This window comes from Acrocarpospora pleiomorpha, assembly GCF_009687885.1.
In the GTDB taxonomy this organism is placed as follows: Bacteria; Actinomycetota; Actinomycetes; order Streptosporangiales; family Streptosporangiaceae; genus Acrocarpospora; species Acrocarpospora pleiomorpha.
This window is the reverse complement of sequence record NZ_BLAF01000036.1, coordinates 40,513-63,614: the sequence shown is the minus strand read 5'-3', so window position 1 is coordinate 63,614 and position 23,102 is coordinate 40,513. Positions and strand designations below refer to the sequence as shown.

The window sequence follows — 23,102 nt, the reverse complement described above, 5'->3', positions numbered from 1 at the left end:
TCGCGCGGCTCATGCGCGAGTACTCTGGAGGGCTTCGCCCATGTCGGAAGACCTGAAGCTCGTTGACTACCTCAAGTCGATCGCCGCCGATCTGCACGAGACCCGTCGGCGGCTCGAAGAGGTGGAGTCGGGTAAGCGCGAGCCGATCGCCATCGTGTCGATGGCGTGCCGCTTTCCGGCCGGGGTCAGTTCTCCTGAGGGTTTGTGGCGGTTACTGATCGAGGGTGAGGACGCGATCTCGCCGTCCCCGGCCGATCGGGGCTGGGATCTGGAGGGGTCGGCAGGGCTGGGTGGCGCGATCGACCAGGGTGGGTTCCTGGCGGACGCGGCGGAGTTCGACGCCGGGTTCTTCGGCATTTCGCCGCGTGAGGCGCTGGCGATGGATCCGCAGCAGCGGGTGCTGCTGGAGACGTCCTGGGAGGCGATCGAGCGGGCCGGGATCGACCCGGTCTCGCTGAAGGGCAGCCACACCGGTGTGTTCGTGGGCACCAACGGCCAGGACTACATGAGTCTGGTCATACACGCTCAGGCGGATCTCCAAGGCCATGGCGTCACCGGTCTGGCCGCCAGCGTGTTGTCCGGCCGTCTCTCGTACACGCTGGGGTTGGAGGGCCCGGCGGTGACGGTGGACACCGCCTGCTCGTCATCCCTGGTCTCGATGCACATGGCGGCGCAGGCGCTGCGGTCGGGCGAGTGCAGCCTGGCGCTGGCCGGTGGTGTGACGGTGATGACGTCGCCCATGGTCTTCGTTGGTTTCAGCGCGCAGGGCGGAATGGCGCCCGACGGCCGGTCCAAGGCGTTCTCCGACACCGCGGACGGCACCAGCTGGTCCGAGGGTGTGGGCATGCTGGTGCTGGAGCGGTTGTCGGACGCGCGGCGCAACGGTCACCCGGTATTGGCGGTGATGCGTAGTTCGGCGATCAACCAGGACGGCGCGTCCAACGGGTTGACCGCTCCGAACGGTCCTTCGCAGCAGCGGGTGATCCGGCAGGCGCTGGCCGGTGCCGGGCTCTCGCCGTCCGAGGTGGACGCGGTCGAAGGCCACGGTACGGGGACGACGCTGGGCGACCCGATCGAGGCGCAGGCGCTGCTGGCCACCTATGGCCAGGATCGGGAGGAGGGCCGGCCGCTGCTTCTTGGGTCGATCAAGTCGAATCTCGGCCACACGCAGGCGGCTGCGGGCGTGGCCGGTGTGATCAAGATGGTCCTGGCCCTCCAGCATGGTGTGCTGCCCAAGACGCTTCACGTGACGGAACCGTCCTCGCACGTGGACTGGTCGGCCGGTGCGGTGGAACTGCTGACCGAGCCGGTGGAGTGGCAGCAGAACGGTCACCCGCGCCGGGCCGGTGTGTCCTCGTTCGGGATCAGCGGCACCAACGCGCACATAATCCTCGAACAAGCACCGGAAACACCGGAAGGGGAGGAGACTCCGCAGGACCGGGCGCCGGGTGTCGTGCCGTGGGTGGTCTCGGCGAAGACTCCGGAGGCGTTGCGTGGTCAGGCGCGTCGTCTGGCGGCGCAGGTGGAGGCCGGCGATCTGGACCCGGTGGATGTGGGGTCCTCGCTGGTGGTGTCGCGGTCGGTGTTCGAGCACCGTGCGGTGGTGGTCGGCGGGGATCGCGGCGAGCTGGTGGCGGGCTTGGGCGCGGTTGCCTCGGGTGAGCCTGCGGCTGGTGGCGTGGTTTCGGGTGTGGCCGATGTCGTCGGGAAGTCGGTGTGGGTGTTCCCGGGTCAGGGGGCGCAGTGGGTCGGTATGGGTGCTGCCCTGCTTGAGGAGTCGCCGGTCTTCGCCGGTCGGATGGCGGAGTGCGCGGCGGCGTTGGAGCCGTTCGTGGACTGGTCGCTGCTGGATGTGATCCGCCAGGCCGAGGACGCTCCCTCGCTGGATCGGGTGGATGTGGTCCAGCCGGTGTCGTTCGCGGTGATGGTGTCGCTGGCGGCGGTGTGGGAGTCGCTGGGGGTCCGTCCCGGCGCGGTGGTCGGTCACTCGCAGGGTGAGATCGCGGCTGCGGTGGTGGCGGGTGGTCTGTCGTTGGATGACGGTGCCCGGGTGGTGGCGTTGCGCAGCCGTCTGATTGGGGAGCGGTTGGCTGGGCTTGGCGCGATGGCGTCGGTGGCGTTGCCGGTCGAGCAGGTGCGTGAGCGGCTGGCCGTCTGGGATGGGCGGGTGTCGGTCGCGGCGATCAACGGCCCTCGCTCGGTGGTGGTGGCCGGTGAACTGCGGGCCGTTGAAGACTTGGTGGAGCGATGGTCGGGTGAGGGGGTGCGGGTTCGCCGTATCGCGGTGGACTATGCGTCGCATTCGGCTCAGGTCGATCTGATCGGTGCGGAACTGGCCCAGGTCCTGACCGGGGTGGTGCCGCAGCCGGCGCGGGTGCCGATGCTGTCGACCGTGACCGGCCAGTGGCTGAAGGGGCCGGAACTCGACGCGGCCTACTGGTGTGACAACCTGCGCAACACGGTCGACTTCGCCCCGGCGATCGGGGAACTGCTGGAGCAGCGCCACCGCGTGTTCGTGGAGGTGAGCCCGCATCCGGTGCTGACGATCGGCATCGGCGAATGCGTGGACGAGGCCGCGGTGGACGCGGTGATCGCCGGAACTTTGCGCCGGGAGGAGGGCGGGCTGGACCGGGTGCTGGTCTCGGCCGCCGAGCTGTTCGTACGCGGCGTGACGGTGGACTGGCGGGCACTGCTGCCGGGCGGTCGCCGGGTCGATCTGCCGACCTATGCCTTCCAGCACCAGCGGTTCTGGCCGAGCGCCGCCCAGCAGAGCGGTGACGCCCGTGTTCTGGGCCTGTCCGCGACCAGGCACCCGCTGCTGGGTGCCGCTGTGAGTCTGGCCGACTCGGACGGCGTGCTGCTGACCGGCCGCCTGTCGGTGAAGTCGCATCCTTGGCTGGCCGATCACCTGGTGGCGGGGATGGTGTTCTTCCCCGGCACCGGATTCCTTGAGCTGGCGGTCCGGGCGGGTGACCAGGTCGGCTGCGACGTGGTCGAGGAGCTGACCCTGGTCGCGCCGCTGGTGCTGGGCGAGAACGACGCGGTCGCGGTCCAGATCGCGGTGGGTCCGCCAGAGGAGACCGGCAGGCGAAGCGTGAACATCTACGCCCGGCCCGCCGACGCGGACGACGAGGTGAAGTGGGTACGGCACGCCACCGGCACGCTGGCCACCGGACCCCGGACGACCGCCGCCTCCCCGGCCGTGCCGTTCGATGCGGCGGTGTGGCCGCCGGCCGGCGCGACCGCGATCGAGCTGGACGGCTTCTACGAGCGGATGGCCGAGAGTTCGCTCGTCTACGGCCCGGTGTTCCAGGGGTTGCGGGCGGCCTGGTGGGGCGCGGGCGGCGAGGTGTTCGCCGAGGTCGCACTGCCCGAGCAGGCGCAGTCGGACGCGGGTGCGTTCGGGGTGCATCCGGCTTTGCTGGACGCGGCGTTGCACGCGTCGACCTTCGCCGGGCTGGACGTCGCGGCGGGTACGCGGTTGCCGTTCTCCTGGCAGGAGGTGAGCCTGTACGCCACCGGAGCGGCGCTGTTGCGCGTCCGGCTGGCCAAGGTGGGCGAAGACACGGTGTCGCTGAGCGCGGTGGACGCCGCCGGAGAGCCGGTGCTGTCCGTGAGCTCGCTGGTGCTCCGTGCGTTCTCACCTGATCAGGTCGCCGCGGGTGGGGCACCGGCGACGCGGGACGGGCTGTTCCGGTTGGACTGGACTCCGCTGCCGGAGGTCCCCGAAGCCGTTCCGGTGTCGATGGCGGTGGCCGGGTTCGCCGGATCTGAGCCGGACGTGCTGGGTCTTGCGGGGACGTGGGGTTCGGTCGCTCTTCATCGTGATCTGCCGGCGCTGGCCGAGGCAGGTCCGGTGCCGGAAGCGGTGCTGGTCGAGGTCGTCACCGAGCCGATGGCGGACGCGGTGGCGGCGGCGCATGAGGCGACCGCTGACGTGCTGAGCCTCCTGCAGGGCTGGCTGGCCGAGGAGCGGTTCGGCGATTCGCGGTTGGTGTTCGTGACGCGGAATGCGGTGTCGGCGGGTGAGGGTGAGGCGGTCGCCGATCTGGCGGCCGCGGCGGTGTGGGGTCTTGTCCGCAGTGCGCAGTCGGAGAATCCGGGCCGGTTCGTCCTGGTCGATGTGGATGGTGAGGAGTCCTCGCTCGCGGCTTTGCGCGACGTGCTGCTCGCGGTTCTGTCCTCGGACGAGTCGCAGGCGGTGGTGCGTGCGGGTGAGGCGCGGGTGTCGCGGTTGGCGTCGCTGGTGTCGGGGGCGGGTTTGGTGCCTCCGGCAGGGGTGCCGTGGCGGCTGGGCAGTCAGGCCAAGGGCAGCCTGGACGCGCTGGAGCTGCTTCCCTTCCCGAAGGTGGCGGAACCGCTGGGGGCCAGGCAGGTGCGCGTCGCGGTGCACGCCGCGGGAATCAACTTCCGGGACCTGCTGGACGGGTTGAACGCGCTGGGCTGGTTCCAGGACATGGTCAGCCTGATGGGCAGCGAGGCCGCCGGCGTGGTGCTGGAGGTCGGCTCCGAGGTGGAGGATCTGCGCGCGGGCGACCGGGTGATGGGTCTGGCCGAGGGCGCCTTCGGCCCGATGGTCGTCGCCGAGGCCACGGCTCTGGTGAAGATCCCCGACGGGGTCTCCTTCGAGCAGGCGGCGACGATTCCGGTGGCGTTCCTGACGTCCTATTACGGGCTGATGGATCTGGCCGGGTTGCGGCCGGGCGAGTCGCTGCTGGTGCACGCGGGTGCCGGAGGCACCGGTATGGCGGCGATTCAGCTGGCTCAGCGCCTGGGGGTGGAGGTGTTCGCCACGGCCAGCCCGGCCAAGTGGGACGCGCTGCGCTCGCTGGGCATCCCGGATGATCACATCGCCTCCTCGCGGACTTTGGAGTTCGAGGAGCGGTTCAGCGGGCGGGGGATCGATGTGGTCCTGAACTCGCTGACCGGCGACTTCATCGACGCTTCCGCGCGGTTGCTGCGCCCGGGCGGCCGGTTCATCGAGCTGGGCAAGCTGGACATCCGCCAGCAGGACCAGTTCCCCGAACTGGTCTATCAGTGGTTCGACGTGACAGACGCCGGACAGGAGCGGTTGCACGAGATCCTGACCGAGCTGGCGGGGTTGTTCGCGGCCGGTGAGCTGCGGCCGTTGCCGGTGACGGCGTGGGATGTGCGCCGGGGTCGTGAGGCGTTCCGGTTCATGAGCCAGGCCCGCCACACCGGCAAAATCGTCCTGACCATGCCCCGGCGCTGGAACCCGGACGGCACCGTGCTGATCACCGGTGGGACCGGCGTTCTGGGTGCGGAACTGGCCCGGCATCTGGTGGCCGAGCACGGCGTACGGCACCTGCTGCTGGTCAGCAGGAGGGGCCTGGAAGCGGCCGGCGCACGCGAGCTGGCGCGGGAACTGACCGCGCGAGGCGCGCAGGTGACCATCGCCGCCTGCGATGTGGCCGACCGGGAAGCGACGGCCGGTCTGCTGGCCGGGATCGGCGCCGAGCATCCGCTGACCGCGGTGATCCATACGGCGGGGGTGCTGGCGGACGGGACCATCACGTCGCTGACGCCGGAGCGGCTGGACGCGGTGCTGCGGCCGAAGGTGGACGCCGCCTGGAACCTGCACGAACTCACCGCAGATCTTGATCTGGCCGACTTCGTCGTGTTCTCCTCACTGGCCGGGGTGATGGGCAACGCCGGTCAGGGCAACTACGCGGCGGCCAACGTGTGGCTGGACGCGCTGATGGCTACCCGCAGGGCCCAAGGACTGCCGGGCCTGTCCCTGGCGTGGGGGCTGTGGGCGGAGGCCACCGGGATGACCGGGGGCATGACGCAGGCAGACGTGCAGCGGATGACCACCACGGGGCTCCTGCTGATCACCCCCGAGCAGGGGATGGCGTTGTTCGACACGTCACTGGGGTCGGATTCGCCGCTGGTGCTCCCGGTCCCGATGAACCTGCCGGCGATGCCCGCTCAGCTGGTGCCGCCGCTGCTGCGCGGGCTCGTGCGGAGCACCCGCCGTACGGCGGCGTCGGCGCCCGCCGCCGGAGAAGGGGTGCTGCTGCGGCAGCTGGCCGGTCTGGCGCAGGCCGACCGCGTCCGGTTCGTCGTCGATCTGGTCCGGGCGCAGGCCGCCGCCGTCCTCGGACACTCCGATCCCGCTGCGGTGGACGTCCGTCGTGAGTTCCGCGAGCTGGGCTTCGACTCGCTGACCGCGATCGAGCTGCGCAACCGGCTCAACCTGGCCACCGGCCTGCGCCTGCCTTCCACTCTCGTCTTCGACTACCCCACCCCCGCCGCGCTGGGAGAGCACCTCCTGAGCGAGGTGCTCGGCGCGCACGGCGACGTCATCCTGCCGGTGGCCGCGGTCTCGACCGGGGACGACCCGATCGCCATCGTCTCGATGGCCTGCCGTTATCCCGGAGGGGTGAACTCTCCGGAGGACCTGTGGCGGCTGGTCTTCGAAGGACAGGACGCCATCACGGCGATCCCGGGCGACCGCGGCTGGGAGAGCTTCACCGATCTGGGCCTGAAGGGCGGGTTCATCTTCGACGCGCCCCAGTTCGACGCGGAGTTCTTCCGGATCTCGCCGCGTGAGGCGCTGGCGATGGACCCGCAGCAGCGCCTGCTGCTGGAGACCGCCTGGGAGGTCTTCGAGCGGGCCGGCATCGATCCGCACTCGTTGCGGGGCAGCGACACCGGCGTCTACATCGGTGCCGTCGCCTCAAGCTACATGCTCGGCGAGGAGTCTCTCGGTCACATCATGACCGGCCAGCTCGCCAGTGTGGCCTCCGGTCGGATCTCCTACACCTTCGGTCTTGAGGGCCCGGCGGTGACGGTGGACACCGCCTGCTCGTCGTCGCTGGTGACCATCCACCTGGCGGCGCAGGCCATGCGCAACGGGGAGTGCTCACGCGCACTCGCCGGAGGCGTGACGGTGATGGCCACCCTCGCGGCGTTCGCGGAGTTCGACGAGCAGGGCGGGCTGGCGCCGGACGCCCGGTGCAAGGCGTTCTCCGACTCGGCGGACGGCATCGGGTGGTCCGAAGGCGTCGGCCTGGTGATGCTGGAGCGGCTGTCGGACGCTCAGCGCAACGGGCATCAGGTGCTGGCGATCGTGCGTGGTTCTGCGATCAACCAGGACGGGGCGTCCAACGGCCTGACGGCGCCGAACGGTCCTTCCCAGCGCCGGGTGATCCGTCAGGCGCTGGCCAACGCCGGAGTGTCGCCGTCGGAGGTGGACGCGGTCGAGGCACACGGCACGGGTACGGTGCTGGGCGACCCGATCGAGGCGCAGGCCCTGCTGGCGACCTACGGCCAGGACCGGTCGGACGAGCGTCCGTTGCTGCTGGGCTCGATCAAGTCGAACATCGGCCACGCGCAGGCGGCGGCGGGTGTGGCCAGTGTGATCAAGATGGTCATGGCCATGCGGCACGGCGTGCTGCCCAAGACGCTGCACGTGGACGCGCCGTCCTCGCACGTGGACTGGGACTCCGGCGCGGTGGAAGTGCTGACCGAGCAGCGGGAGTGGCCGGAGACGGGTCGTCCACGGCGGGTGGGCGTGTCGTCGTTCGGGGTCAGCGGCACCAACGCACACATGATCTTGGAAGCGGGGCCGGAAGCACCGCGGGCCGAGCCGGGCGTGACGGACCCCACGCCGATGGCGGGCGCGGTGCCGTGGGTGGTCTCGGGCAAGACCGGCCAGGCGCTGCACGATCAGGCGGGTCGCCTGAGTGCGTACGTGGCGACGCACCGCGATCTGCGTCCGGTGGACACGGCGTTCTCGCTGGTGACGTCACGGTCGGTGTTCGAGCACCGTGCGGTGGTGGTCGGGACCGACCATGCGGAGTTGCTGGCGGGCCTTGCCGCGGTCGAGGCCGGCGAGTCGGCGACGGGTGTGGTCCGGGGCGTGTCCGATGTGGACGGCCGGATGGTGTGGGTGTTCCCGGGCCAGGGAGCCCAGTGGGCGGGGATGGGTGCTGCCCTGCTTGAGGAGTCGCCGGTCTTCGCTGGTCGGATGGCGGAGTGTGCGGCGGCGTTGGAGCCGTTCGTGGATTGGTCGCTGCTGGATGTGATCCGCCAGGCCGAGGACGCTCCCTCGCTGGATCGGGTCGATGTGGTCCAACCGGTGTCGTTCGCGGTGATGGTGTCGCTGGCGGCGGTGTGGGAATCGCTCGGCCTGCGCCCGGACGCCGTGGTCGGCCACTCTCAGGGCGAGATCGCCGCTGCGGTGGTCGCGGGTGGTCTGTCGTTGCAGGACGGCGCGCGGGTGGTGGCGTTGCGCAGCCGTCTGATCGCCGACCGGCTGGCCGGGCTCGGGGCGATGGCGTCGGTGGCGTTGCCCGTCGAGCAGGTGTGGGAGCGGCTGTCGGCCTGGGACGGACGAGTGTCGGTGGCGGCGGTCAACGGCCCGAATTCAGTCGTGGTGGCCGGTGAGGTGCAGGGCGTCGAAGAACTGGTGGAGCGATGGTCGGGTGAGGGGGTGCGGGTTCGCCGTATCGCGGTGGATTACGCCTCGCATTCGGCTCAGGTCGATCTGATCCGTGACGAACTCACGCAGGTCCTGGCGGGAGTGGCTGGGCGTGCGGTGCGGGTGCCGATGTTGTCGACCGTGACCGGCCTGTGGCTGGAGGGGCCGGAACTCGACGCGGCGTACTGGTGTGACAACCTGCGCGACATGGTGGCCTTCGCCCCGGCGATCGGCCAATTGCTGGAGCAGCGGTACCGGGCGTTCGTGGAGGTGAGCCCGCATCCGGTGCTGACGATTGGCATCGGCGAATGCGTGGATGAGGCCGCAGCAGATGCGGTGATCGCCGGGACGTTGCGTCGTGACGAGGGCGGGCTGGACCGGGTTCTGGTCTCGGCGGCCGAGCTGTTCGTGCGCGGCGTGGCGGTGGACTGGCAGGCCGTACTGCCAGGTGGACGCCAGGTGGACCTGCCCACCTACGCCTTCCAGCACCACCGGTATTGGTCCGCTGGTGTCGGTATGAGCATGGGGAATGTGTCCGCGGTGGGACTGGCGGCGGTGCGCCATCCGCTGCTGGGCGCCACCATGGGCCTGGCCGATTCCGGCGGGGTCGTGCTGGCCGGGCGGTTGTCGCTGTCGTCGCATCCGTGGCTGGCCGACCACAAGGTGGCCGGGATGGTGTTCTTCCCGGGCACCGGATTCCTTGAGCTGGCGATCCAGGCGGGCGACCAGGTCGGCTGCGACCTGGTGGAGGAACTGACGCTGGCGGCTCCACTGGTTCTCAATGAGGGCGACGCGGTCGCGGTGCAGATCGCGGTGGGCGCCCCGGAGGAGACCGGCCGCCGGAGCGTGAGCGTCTTCTCCCGTCCGGCGGAGGCCGGTGACGATGTCCCCTGGGTTCGGCATGCCACCGGCACGCTCGCCACCCAGGCTCGGACCGCCGCACCGTTCGACGCGGCGGTGTGGCCGCCGGTCGGCGCGACCGCGATCGCGCTGGACGGCTTCTACGACCTGCTGGCCGACAGCCCGCTCGGCTACGGCGAGGTGTTCCAGGGCCTGCGGGCGGCCTGGCAGGGCGCCGGCGGTGAGGTCTTCGCCGAGGTCGCGTTGCCGGAGCAGGCGCAGCTGGACGCCGGTGCGTTCGGGGTGCATCCTGCGTTGCTGGACGCCGCCCTGCACGCGGTCACCTTCGCCGGGCTGGACACCACGGCGGGTACGCGGCTGCCGTTCTCCTGGCAGGAGGTGAGCCTGTACGCCACCGGAGCGGCGCTGCTGCGGGTGCACCTGGCCAAGGTGGGCGACGACGCCGTGTCGGTGAGCGTGGTGGACGCCGATGGGCAGCCGGTGCTGTCGGCACGGTCACTGGTGCTGCGGCCGGTCTCGGCCGACCAGCTCGCCGCCGCCGGCAGTGGCCCGGAGACCGGGCGGGACTCCATGTTCGGGCTGGACTGGATCTCGCTCTCGGAGGCGCCGGTCCCGGCGGCCGACGCGAGTGTGGTCGAGCTGACCGGGGAGCTCGCCTCGCTGGATCCGGCGCCGGACGTGGTCATGGTCACCGTCGGGTCGGCCGACGCCGAGAACGCCGACGCCGAGAACGCCGACGCCGAGAACGTGGTGGAGTCGACGCACGAGCTGGTCGCTCACGTCCTCGGTCTGCTCCAGCAGTGCTTGGCCGATGAGCGGTTCGAGGCTTCGCGGCTGGTGTTCGTCACTCGTGGTGCGGTGGCGGCGGGGGAGGGCGAGGTGGTCGCCGATCTGGCGGCTGCTGCGGTGTGGGGTCTGGTGCGGTCGGCGCAGTGGGAGAACCCGGCCCGGTTCGTGCTGGTCGACACCGATGCGGAACTGTCCTCAGCGTCGCTGGCCGCGGTGCTGGCCTCCGGTGAACCGCAGGCGGCGGTGCGTGAGAGTACGGTGCGGGTCCCGCGCCTGACCCGCATGGCACCGGCGCAGGAGGCGGCGGAACAGCCATGGAATCCGGACGGAACAGTCCTGATCACCGGTGGCACCGGTGGCCTGGGCGGTCATCTGGCCCGGCATCTGGTGGCCGAGCGCGGGGTGCGGCGTCTGCTGCTGACCAGTCGCCGGGGCCTGGAGGCTCCGGGTGCGGTGGAGTTGCAGGCGGAGCTGATCGCGCACGGTGTCGAGGCCACGGTCGCGGCGTGTGACATGGCCGACCGGGATCAGGTGGCGGCTCTGCTGGCCGGTGTGGACGAGGAGCATCCGCTGACCGCGGTCATTCACACCGCCGGTGTGCTGGATGACGGCACGATTCCCTCGCTGACACCGGAGCGGCTGGACGCGGTGCTGCGTCCCAAGGTGGACGCCGCCTGGCACCTGCACGAGCTCACCAAGGACCTGGACCTCGCGGCGTTCATCCTGTACTCCTCGCTGTCGGGTGTCCTGGGTTCGCCCGGTCAGGCCAACTACGCGGCCTCGAACACGTTCTTGGACGCACTCGCCCAGTCACGCAGGGCCGAGGGGCTGCCCGCGCTGTCGCTGGTGTGGGGTCCCTGGACTCAGGACACCGGCCTGACCGGCACGCTGAGCGATGTCGACATGCGGAGGATCACCCGTACGGGCATGCCGCCGCTCTCCGTCGAGCAAGGCATGGCGCTGTTCGATGTCGCCACCGCACTCGGGTCCCTTGGGCACGCGGTGCTGGTTCCCGTCCGGATGGATCTGCCCGCGATGCGCGCTTTCGGCGAGGTCCCCGCGTTGCTGCGAGGTCTCGTCCGGGCCGGCCGGCGGTCGGCGGCGTCCGGTTCGGTGGTCGCGGCGACGTTGCTGAATCGGCTGGCTCCGCTGGGGGCGGCCGAGCGTGCCGAGGTCATGGTGGACCTGGTGCGCGCCGAGGCGGCCATGGTGCTCGGGCACGCCTCGCCGGAGACGGTGGAGGTGCGGCGGGAGTTCCGTGAGCTGGGCTTCGACTCGCTCACCGCGGTGGAGTTGCGTAACCGGTTGAACGCCGCGACCGGGTTGCGGCTGCCGTCCACGCTGGTGTTCGACTATCCGACTCCGGTGGTGCTGGCGGAGTTTCTGCTGAATGAGTTGTCCGGTGAGGGCGCCGATGTGGTGGTGCCCACGGCGATAGTGCCGGTGACGAACGATCCGATCGTGATCGTGGGCATGTCGTGCCGCTTCCCGGGCGAGGTCGACTCTCCGGAGGATCTGTGGCGGCTGGTTTCCGAGGGCGGGGACGGGATCGGCGAGTTCCCGACCACACGCGGCTGGGATCTCCAGGCGTTGTACAGCCCGGATCCGGATAACCCGGGCACCAGCTATGTGCTTGAGGGCGGCTTCCTGGAGAGCGCCACGCAGTTCGATCCGGGGTTCTTCGGGATCTCGCCCCATGAGGCGCTGGCGATGGACCCGCAGCAACGACTTCTGCTGGAGGCGTCCTGGGAGGCGGTCGAGCGGGCCGGGATCGACCCGACCTCGCTGAGGGGCAGTCGCACGGGTGTGTTCGCCGGTGTGATGTATCACGACTACGCGATGGCCGCGGAACTCCCCCCGGAGGCGATGGGCTTCATCAGCACCGGTACCGCGGGAAGCGTCGTGACCGGTCGAATCTCGTACACGCTGGGGTTGGAGGGCCCGGCGGTGACGGTGGACACGGCGTGTTCGTCGTCGCTGGTGGCGATGCACATGGCCGCGCAGGCGCTGCGGTCGGGTGAGTGCTCGCTGGCGCTGGCCGGTGGTGTCACGGTGATGGCCACGCCGGCGGTGTTCGTCGGTTTCAGCGCGCAGGGCGGGCTGGCCCTCGACGGCCGGAGCAAGTCTTTCGCCGACGCGGCGGACGGAACCAGCTATTCCGAAGGCGTGGGCATGCTGGTCCTGGAGCGGCTGTCGGATGCCCGCCGTAACGGTCATCAGGTGCTGGCGATCGTGCGTGGTTCGGCGGTCAACCAGGACGGCGCGTCGAACGGTCTGACGGCGCCGAATGGTCCGTCGCAGCAGCGGGTGATCCGTCAGGCGCTGGCCGTCGCTGGGCTGTCTCCTGCCGAGGTGGACGCGGTCGAGGCGCACGGCACCGGTACGACCTTGGGTGACCCGATCGAGGCGCAGGCGCTTTTGGCGACCTATGGGCAGGATCGGCCGGAGGATCGGCCGCTGCTTCTTGGGTCGATCAAGTCGAACATCGGTCACACGCAGGCCGCCGCCGGTGTGGCCGGTGTGATCAAGATGGTGATGGCCCTCCGGCATGGCGTGCTGCCCAAGACACTGCACGTCGATACGCCGTCCTCGCATGTGGACTGGGCTTCTGGCGCGGTGAAGCTGCTGACCGAGCGGGTGGAGTGGCAGCGGAACGGTCATCCGCGCCGGGCGGGTGTGTCGTCGTTCGGGATCAGCGGCACCAACGCCCACGTGATCTTGGAGCAGGGGCCGGAGACTCCTGCGGTGGAGCCGGAGGAGCAGGCGCCGGGTGTCGTGCCGTGGGTGATCTCGGCGAAGACAGGTCAGGCGTTGCGGGCACAGGCCGGGCGTCTCGCGTCCTACCTGAACGGTGAGCCCGCTCTGGGGCCGGCCGACACCGCGTTCTCGCTGGCGACGACACGGTCGGCGTTCGAGCACCGTGCGGTGGCGGTCGGGCGTGATCGTGGCGCCCTGCTGTCGGGCCTGTCGGCGGTCGGCGCCGGTGAGTCGGCGACGGATGTGGTCCGAGGCGTGGCCGACGTCGTCGGCAAGTCGGTGTGGGTGTTCCCGGGCCAGGGAGCCCAGTGGATAGGTATGGGTGCTGCCCTGCTTGAGGAGTCGCCGGTCTTCGCCGGTCGGATGGCCGAGTGCGCGGCGGCGTTGGAGCCGTTCGTGGACTGGTCGCTGCTGGACGTGATCCGCCAGGCCGAGGACGCTCCCTCGCTGGATCGGGTGGATGTGGTCCAGCCGGTGTCGTTCGCGGTGATGGTGTCGCTGGCTGCACTCTGGGAGTCGCTGGGGGTTCGGCCCCACGCCGTGGTCGGTCACTCTCAGGGCGAGATCGCTGCTGCGGTGGTCGCGGGTGGCCTGTCGTTGCAGGACGGCGCACGAGTCGTGGCCCTGCGCAGCCGCCTGATCGCCGACCAGCTGGCCGGGCTTGGCGCGATGGCGTCGGTGTCGTTGCCGGTCGAGCAGGTCCGTGAGCGGCTGGCCGTCTGGGACGGACGGGTGTCGGTCGCGGCCATCAACGGCCCTCGCTCCGTGGTGGTGGCCGGTGAAGTGCACGCCGTCGAGGAGCTGGTGGAGCGTCTGACCGCTGAGGAGGTGCGGGTCCGGCGTATCGCGGTGGACTACGCCTCGCACTCGGCTCAGGTCGATCTGATCGGTGCGGAACTGGCCCAGGTCCTGGCGGAGGTGGCTCCACAGTCGGTGCGGGTGCCGATGCTGTCGACCGTGACCGGCCAGTGGCTGGAAGGGCCGGAACTCAACGCGGCCTACTGGTGTGACAACCTGTGCAACACGGTCAACTTCGCCCCGGCCGTCGGGGAACTGCTGGAGCAGCGGTACCGGGCGTTCGTCGAGGTGAGCCCGCACCCGGTGCTGACGGTTGGCATCGGCGAATGCGTGGACGAGGCCGCGGTGGACGCCGTGATCACTGGGACCTCGCGGCGTGACGAGGGCGGGCTGGACCGGGTGCTGATCTCGGCTGCCGAGCTGTTCGTCCGCGGCATCGAGGTGGACTGGAAGAGCGTGCTGCCGGGTGGACGCCGGGTCGATCTGCCGACCTACGCCTTCCAGCACCAGCGGTACTGGCCCAACGCCCAGCAGAGCGGTGATGTCCGTGTTCTGGGTCTGGACGCGACGAGGCATCCGCTGCTGGGTGCGGTGATGCCCCGGGCCGATTCCGATGGGGTGGTGCTGACCGGGCGGTTGTCGCTCTCGTCGCATCCGTGGCTGGCCGACCACGTGGTGGCCGGGACGGTGACGGTGCCGGGCAGCGTGTTCGTGGAGTTCGCCGTCCTGGCGGGTGACCAGGTCGGCTGCGACGTGATCGAGGAGCTGACGCTGACCACGCCCCTGGTGCTGGTCGGGGGTGACGCGGTCGCGGTGCAGGTGTGGGTCGAGGCCGCGGAGCAGCCGGGCCGTCGCCCGGTGATCGTCTACGCGCGTTCGGCGGACGCGGCCGAGGACGTGCCGTGGGTGCGGCACGCCACCGGTGTGCTGGCCACCGGTGCTGTGGATGCCGAGTCGTTCGATGCGGCGGTGTGGCCTCCGGCCGGCGCGACCGCGATCGAACTGGACGGGTTCTACGAGGAACTGGCGGAGGAGGGGCTGGCGTACGGTCCGGCGTTCCAGGGTCTGCGGGCGGCCTGGCGGGGGTCTGACGGTGAGATCTTCGCCGAGCTGAGCCTGCCGGAGCACGTCGGCGGAGCGGATTCCTTCGGGCTGCACCCGGCCTTGCTGGACGCGGCCTTGCACACGGTGCCGTTCGCCGGGCTGGACGAGGCCGAGCGAGGCCGGTTGCCGTTCTCGTGGGGGACGGTGCGCCTGCACGCGAGTGGGGCGTCGGTGCTCCGCGTGCGGCTGGCCAGGGCCGATGGCGATTCGGTGGCGCTGATGGCCGTGGACAGGTCGGGCGCGCCGGTGGTGTCGGCGCGGCCGGTGGTGCTGCGGCCGATGTCCGATGAGCGGCTCGCCGTGTCCGACGGCCGTGGGGCCGGGCGGGACGACCTGTTCCGGGTGGACTGGTCCGTGGTCGGCGGTCTGCCGGAAGCCGACCCGGCGCCGATGACGGTGCTTGATTTGGACTCGCTGGATCTCTCGCCCCTGGTGGGGTCGGGTGTGGTGCTGACGGAGGTCGCCTCTGACGGTGAGACGGTGGAGGCGGCGCACGCGCTGACCTCGCGCGTTCTCACTTTGCTGCAGGGGTGGCTGGCTGACGACCGGTTCGCTGATTCGCGTCTGGTGGTGGTCACTCGGGGTGCGGTGGCGACGGGCGACGGTGAGACCGTCACCGATCTGCCGGCCGCGGCGGTGTGGGGCCTGGTGCGGTCGGCGCAGTCGGAGAACCCGGGCCGGTTCGTGCTGGCCGATGTCGATGATGAGCTGTCTGACTCGGTGCTGGCCGGGGTGCTGGCCTGCGGCGAGCCGCAGGTGGCGGTACGCGGGGACGAGGTGCGGGTTGCCCGCTTGGCGCGGGTGGTGCCCGGTTCCGCCCTCGGCGAGGACGGCGTCCGCGCGTGGGATCCAGCGGGCACGGTGTTGATCACCGGTGGGACCGGTGGTCTGGGTGCGCTGTTCGCGCGGCATGTGGTGGCCGAGCGTGGCGTACGGCGTCTGCTGCTGACCAGCCGCCGGGGGCCGGCGGCTCCTGGCGCGCTGGAGCTGCGGGCGGAGCTGATCGCGCATGGCGCCGAGGTCGAGATCGTCGCCTGTGACGTGGCCGACCGTGATCACGTCGCGGCGTTGCTGGCCGGGATCGACGCGGGTCATCCCCTGACGGCGGTCGTGCACACCGCTGGTGTGCTGGCCGACGGGACGATTCCGTCGTTGACGGCGGAGGGTCTGGACACGGTCCTGCGGCCGAAGGTGGACGCCGCCTGGCACCTGCACGAGCTGACCGAGGGCCTGGATCTGGCCGCGTTCGTGCTGTTCTCCTCTTTCGCCGGGGTGCTGGGCAACGCCGGTCAGGGCAACTACGCGGCGGCGAACGCGTTTCTGGACGCGCTGGCCGAGTCGCGCCGGGCACGGGGCTTGGCGGGACTGTCGCTGGCCTGGGGCCTGTGGGCGCAGGAGACCGGGCTGACCGGCGGTCTTGGCGCGATCGAGCTGCGCCGGATGGCGCGGGCGGGCATGCCGGCGTTGTCGGCTGAGCAGGGCCTGGCGGCCTTTGAGACGGCCGCCACGACAGTTCACGCGGCGGTGGTGGCGACGCGGCTGCAACTCGCGGTTTTGCGCAGGTTCCCCGAGGTGCCGCATCTGCTGCGGGGCCTCGTCCGTACGGGTCGGCGGTCGGCGGTCTCCGTACCGGTGGACGGCGACGGGGAGCTGCTGCGGCGGCTGGCCGGGTTGGCGAAGGCCGAGCAGGTCCGGGTGCTGGCGGAGCTGGTTCGCGCGCAGGCGGCGGTGGTGCTGGGGTACACGTCGGCGGAGGCGGTCCAGGCGCGGCGGGAGTTCCGTGAGCTGGGCTTCGACTCCCTCACCGCGGTCGAGCTGCGTAACCGGCTGAACATCGCGACCGGGCTGCGGTTGCCGACGACGCTGGTGTTCGACTACCCGACGCCGATCGTGCTGGCGGAGTTTCTGCTGAACGAGTTGTTCGGAGAGGGCGCCGATGTGGTGGTGCCCACGGCGATGGCGCCGGTGACGAACGATCCGATCGTGATCGTGGGGATGAGCTGTCGATTCCCCGGTGGGGTGGATTCGCCGGAGGGTCTGTGGCGGTTGCTGTCCGAGGGTGCGGACGCGATCTCGCCGGCCCCGGCCGATCGTGGCTGGGACCTGAGCATGCTCTCCGGGACGGACCTGGACATCCAGGGCGGATTCCTAGCGGACGCGGCCGGGTTCGACGCCGGGTTCTTCGGGATCTCGCCGCGTGAGGCGTTGGCGATGGATCCGCAGCAGCGGTTGCTGCTGGAGGGGGTCTGGGAGGCCGTCGAGCGGGCCGGGATCGACCCGGTCTCGCTGAAGGGCAGCTCCACCGGGGTCTTCGTCGGCACCAACGGCCAGGACTATGCGAGTTTGGTGATGAACGCCGCACCCGATGTGCAGGGTCATGCCATGACCGGAATGTCGGCCAGCGTGCTGTCCGGCCGTCTCTCGTACACCCTGGGTCTGGAGGGTCCGGCGGTGACGGTGGACACCGCCTGTTCGTCGTCGCTGGTGGCGATGCACATGGCGGCGCAGGCGCTGCGGTCGGGCGAGTGCGGCCTGGCGCTGGCCGGCGGTGTCACGGTGATGACCACCCCGTTCGGGTTCATGGGGTTCAGCGCGCAAGGCGTCCTGTCGCCTGACGGGCGGTGCAAGGCGTTCTCCGACGCCGCCGACGGCACGACCTGGTCTGAGGGCGTGGGTGTGGTGGTGCTGGAGCGGTTGTCGGACGCTCGCCGCAACGGGCATGAGGTGCTGGCGGTGCTGCGTGGTTCGGCGATCAACCAGGACGGTGCGTCCAACGGGTTGACCGCGCCGAACGGTCCGTCGCAGCAGCGGGTGATCCGTCAGGCGCTGGCCGTTTCGGGGCTGTCGCCGTCCGAGGTGGACGCGGTGGAGGCGCACGGCACGGGTACGAAGCTGGGTGACCCGATCGAGGCGCAGGCTCTGCTGGCGACCTACGGCAAGGATCGGCCGAGGGATCGGCCGCTGCTGGTGGGCGCGATCAAGTCGAACTTCGGTCACACCCAGGCCGCCGCGGGCGTCGCCGGTGTGATCAAGATGGTGCTGGCGATGCGCCACGGCATGCTGCCCAAGACGCTGCACGTGGACGAGCCTTCCTCGCACGTGGACTGGACCTCCGGCGCGGTGGAACTGCTGACCGAGCCGGCTGAGTGGCCACGGAACGGTCACCCGCGCCGGGCCGGTGTCTCCTCGTTCGGGATCAGCGGCACCAACGCGCATGTGATTTTGGAGGAAGGACCGCAGGCCGAGCCGGGTGCGGTGGATCGGGAACCGGTCACCGAGGTGGTTCCGGTGCTGGTGTCGGCCCGTACGGCAGAGGTGCTGCTGGCGCAGGCCGACCGGCTGGCCGCGCATGTGGCGGCCCACGACGAGCCGGCCTTGGCCGATGTGGCGTTCTCGCTGGCCACGATGCGGTCGGTGTTCGAGCATCGTGCGGTGGTGCTGGCCGGGGACCGTGATGGTCTGCTGGCCGGGCTGGGCGCGCTGGCGGAGGACCGGCCGGGTGCGGGTGTGGTGCGCGGCGTGGCCGCGACGGAGCCGAAGCTCGCGGTGTTGTTCACCGGTCAGGGGAGCCAGCGGGCGGGGATGGGCCGGGAGCTGTACGACCGCTTCCCGGTGTTCGCCGAGGCTTTGGACGAGGTGATCGCCGAGCTGGACCCACTGCTCGGCGGATCGTTGCGCGATGTGATGTTCACCGAGTCGGAGTCGCTGGACCAGACGGGGTGGGCGCAGCCGGCGTTGTTCGCGGTGGAGACCGCTCTGTTCCGGCTGGTCGAATCGTGGGGGGTCCGGCCGGATGTGCTGGCGGGGCACTCGATCGGGGAGATCACGGCCGCTCACGTGGCCGGGGTGCTGTCGCTGGGTGATGCGTGTGCGCTGGTGGCGGCCCGGGCGCGGTTGATGCAGGCGCTCCCGCCCGGTGGGGCGATGGTCGCGATCCAGGCGTCGGAGGATCAGGTCGCCGATCTGCTGGCCGGTCGTTCGGATGAGGTGTCGATCGCGGCGGTGAACGGTCCTGCCTCGCTGGTGCTCTCCGGGGCCGAGCAGCCGGTCCTTGAGGTCGCCGCCACGCTGGGGGAGCGCGGGGTTAAGACGCGGCGGTTGCGGGTGTCGCACGCGTTCCACTCGCCGTTGATGGACCCGATGCTGGCGGACTTCCGCACGCTGGCCGGCAGGCTCACCTACAACCCGCCGCGTATCCCGATCGTGTCGACATTGACCGGGGAGGCGGCCACGGCCGAGCAGCTGTGCTCGCCGGGCTACTGGGTGGACCAGGTCCGTGGCGCGGTCCGCTTCGCCGCCGGCGTCCGCACGCTGCACGCCCAGGGCGTACGGGCCTATCTGGAGCTGGGCCCTGACGGGGTGCTGGCCGCCATGGCCGCCGGCACCCTCGCGGTGGACGTACACGACGCTGATGTGGCGCTGGTGCCGACGCTGCGTAAGGACAGGGACGAGCACACGGCTGTGCTGACGGCGCTGGCCGAGCTGCACGTGCACGGGGTGGCGGTGGACTGGCAGGCGCTGCTGCCGAGCGGGCGCCGGGTGGACCTGCCGACGTACGCCTTCCGGCATCAGTGGTTCTGGCCCAAGGGGCTGGCGTCTCAGGTGGGGAACGTGGCGGCGGCGGGGCTGGCGGTGGCCGGTCATCCTCTGCTGGGTGCGGCGGTGGGCCTGGCCGACTCCGACGGTGTGCTGCTTACCGGCCGCCTGTCGGTGCGGTCGCATCCGTGGCTGGCCGATCACGTGGTGGCCGGGATGATGATCTTCCCGGGCACCGGGTTCCTGGAACTGGCGATCCGGGCGGGTGACCAGGTCGGCTGTGACCTGGTGGAGGAGCTGACCCTGACCGCGCCGCTGGTGCTGAGCGCGGACGACGCGGTCGCGGTGCAGGTGTCGGTGAGCGCGCCCGACGAGTCGGGCCGCCGGAGCGTGAACGTCTACGCCCGCTCGGCGGAAGCCGCCGCCGACGCCCCGTGGGTACGGCACGCCACCGGCATGCTCGCGACCGGTTCTGCGGAAGCCGGGTCGTTCGACGCCGGGATCTGGCCGCCACGGGGCGCGACCGCGATTGACCTGGACGGGTTGTACGAGGACCTGGTCGCGGACGGGTTCGGCTACGGCCCGGTGTTCCGGGGGCTGCGGGCGGCCTGGCGCGGATCTGACGGTGAGGTCTTCGCCGAGGTCGCGTTGCCCGAGCAGGCGCAGTCGGAGGCGGGGACGTTCGGTTTGCATCCGGCGCTGCTGGACGCGGCGTTGCACGTGGTGGCCTTCGCCGGGCTTGACGATTCCGAGGGTGGCCTGGTGCCGTTCTCCTGGACCGGGGTGTCCCTGGAGGCCGGCGGAGCGTCGGTGTTGCGGGTCCGGCTGGCCCGCACCGCCGCCGACTCGGTGGAGCTGGCGGCGGTCGACGCGGCGGGCGCGCCGGTGGTGTCGGCGCGGTCGCTGGCGCTGCGCCCGTTCTCGGCGGATCAGCTCGCAACCGCGGCCGGTGGCCAGGCGACGATGGGAGACGGGCTGTTCCGGCTGGAATGGACCGCGCTTTCGGATCTTCCGACGGCCGATCCGGTGCCGGTGGTGGTGGTCGGTCTGGACACGCTGGGTCTTGCCAGGGACCAGGTCGAGGTTTATCCGGATCTGTCGGCGCTGGCCGAGGCGGGGCCGGTGCCGGGTGTGGTGCTGGCCGGGATCGTGACCGATCCGGCTGGGGACGCGGTGGCCTGCGCGCATGAGGTGACCGCTTCGGCGCTGGAACTCTTGCAGGGGTGGCTTGCCGACGAGCGGCTGGAGGACTCGCGGCTGGTGTTCGTGACGCGGGGCGCGGTGGCGGCCGGTGAGGGCGAGGCGGTCGCCGATCTGGCTGCGGCGGCGGTGTGGGGTCTTGTCCGTAGTGCGCAGTCGGAGAATCCGGGCCGGTTTGTCCTGGTGGATGTCGATGGCGAGCTGTCCGGGCCGGTGCTGGCCGGGGTGCTGGCCTGTGATGAGCCGCAGGTGGCGGTGCGTGCCGGTGGGGTGCGGGTGCCGCGGTTGGCGCCGCTGGCGTCGGGGTCGGGGTTGGTGCCTCCGGCCGGGGTGCCGTGGCGGCTGGGCAGCCAGGCCAAGGGCAGCCTGGACGCGCTGGAACTGCTTCCCTTCCCGAGGGCGGCGGAACCGCTGGGAGCCGGACAGGTGCGCGTCGCGGTGCACGCGACGGGAGTCAACTTCCGGGACCTGCTGGACGGGCTCAACGCGCTGGGCTGGTACCAGGACATGGCCAGTCTGATGGGCAGCGAGGCCGCCGGCGTGGTCATGGAGGTCGGCCCTGGAGTGGAGGACCTGAGCCCGGGAGACCGCGTGATGGGTCTGGCCGAGGGCGCCTTCGGCCCCGTGGTCGTCGCCTCGGCCACGGCCTTGGCGAAGGTGCCCGACGGGGTCTCCTTCGAGCAGGCGGCGACGATCCCGGTGGCGTTCCTGACGTCCTATTACGGGCTGATGGATCTGGCCGGGTTGCGGCCCGGTGAGTCGCTGCTGGTGCACGCCGGGGCGGGCGGTGTGGGCATGGCGGCGATCCAGCTGGCCCAGCGGCTGGGGGTGGAGGTGTTCGTCACGGCCAGTCCGGCCAAGTGGGATGTGCTGCGTTCGCTGGGCATCCCGGACGATCACATCGCCTCCTCACGCACCCTGGAGTTCGAGGAGCGGTTCCGTGACCGGGGGATCGATGTGGTCCTGAACTCGCTGACCGGCGACTTCATCGACGCTTCCGCACGATTGCTGCGCCCGGGCGGCCGGTTCATCGAGATGGGCAAACTGGACATCCGTGACCAGGAGCAGTTCCCCGGGCTGACCTACCGCTGGTTCGACATGATGGACGCCGGACCTGAGCGGTTGCGGGAGATCCTGACCGAGCTGGCAGGGCTGTTCGCAACCGGCGAGCTGCGGCCGCTACCCGTCACGGCGTGGGATGTGCGGCGGGGTCGTGAGGCGTTCCGGTTCATGAGCCAGGCCCGGCACACCGGCAAGATCGTCCTGACCATGCCGCGCCGCTGGAACCCGGAAGGCACCGTGCTGATCACCGGTGGCACCGGCGGTCTGGGCGCGGAGGTGGCCCGGCATCTGGTGGCCGAGCACGACGTACGACACTTGCTGCTGGTCAGCCGGAGAGGTCTGGAAGCGACCGGCGCACGCGAGCTGGAGCAGGAACTGGGCGCGCACGTGACCATCGCCGCCTGCGATGTGGCCGACCGGGACCAGGTGGCGGCGCTGCTGGCGGGGATCGGCGCCGAGCATCCGCTGACCGCGGTGATCCACACCGCGGGTGTGCTCGCGGACGGGACCATCGCGTCGCTGACGCCGGAGGGCCTGGAGTCGGTGCTGCGGCCGAAGGTGGACGCCGCCTGGCACCTGCACGAGCTGACCCAGGACCTGGACCTGGCCGACTTCATGGTCTTCTCCTCACTGGCCGGAGTGACGGGCAACGCCGGTCAGGGCAACTACGCGGCGGCCAACGTCTGGCTGGACGCTTTGATGGCCACCCGCCGCGCTCAAGGACTGCCGGGCCTGTCCCTGGCCTGGGGACTGTGGGCGCAGACCAGCGGCATGATCGGGAGTTTGTCGCGGGCCGAGGTCCAGCGGATGACCGCCGCCGGACTGCCGCCCATCACCACCGAGCAGGGGCTGGCCCTGTTCGACACGGCCATCGGCTCGGATTCGCCGCTGGTGCTCCCGGTCCCGATGAACCTGCCGCCGATGCCCGCCCAGCTGGTCCCGCCGCTGTTCCGCGGGCTGGTACGCGGCACCCGCCGCACGGCGGCGTCGGGGTCGGCGGGTGGCGACGCGGGCGAGGCGCTGTCTCGGCAGCTGGCCGGTATGGCGAAGGCCGAGCAGATCTGGCTGGTGGTGGAGCTGGTGCGGTCGCAGGCGGCGGCGGTGCTTGGGCACGCGTCGGCGGACGCGATTGAGGAGGGGCGGGAGTTCCGCGAGCTGGGCTTCGACTCGCTCACCACGGTCGAGCTGCGTAACCGGCTGAACGCGGCGACGGGGCTGCGGTTGCCGGTGACGCTCATCTTCGACTACCCCACCCCCGCCAGCCTCGCCGAGCACATCGTGACGGAGATGGCGCCCGAGGCGGACACCGCGGAAGAGCCGACGGTGCTGGGTGATCTCGACAGGGTCGAGGCCGTTCTCTCCGGCGACGCCCTCGATGAGCTCACTCGCAACGGCATCGCTACCCGGCTGCGTCAGCTGCTGGCGATGGTGAGCGAGAGCGACACGGACACTAGTGAAATCGCGGTCGCCGACATGCTCGAATCGGCGAGCACCGAGGAAATCCTGAGTTTCATCGACAACGAGCTGGGCCGCTCGAAAGATCTGTGAC

Annotated in this window: 1 protein-coding gene; it reads left to right on the top strand. The window is 70.9% G+C overall.

What is annotated here, in order from left to right:
• The first annotated feature begins 40 nt into the window (after positions 1–40).
• Complete coding sequence (locus Aple_RS54755; RefSeq protein WP_246264853.1) at positions 41–23,101, top strand: type I polyketide synthase; 23,061 nt, start codon at positions 41–43, stop codon at positions 23,099–23,101.
• The last annotated feature ends 1 nt before the right edge of the window (position 23,102 follow it).

Coding starts and splice junctions, on each gene's coding strand:
- Aple_RS54755 (WP_246264853.1), top strand. CDS start 41: ATGTCGGAAGACCTGAAGCTCGTTGACTACCTCAAGTCGATCGCCGCC.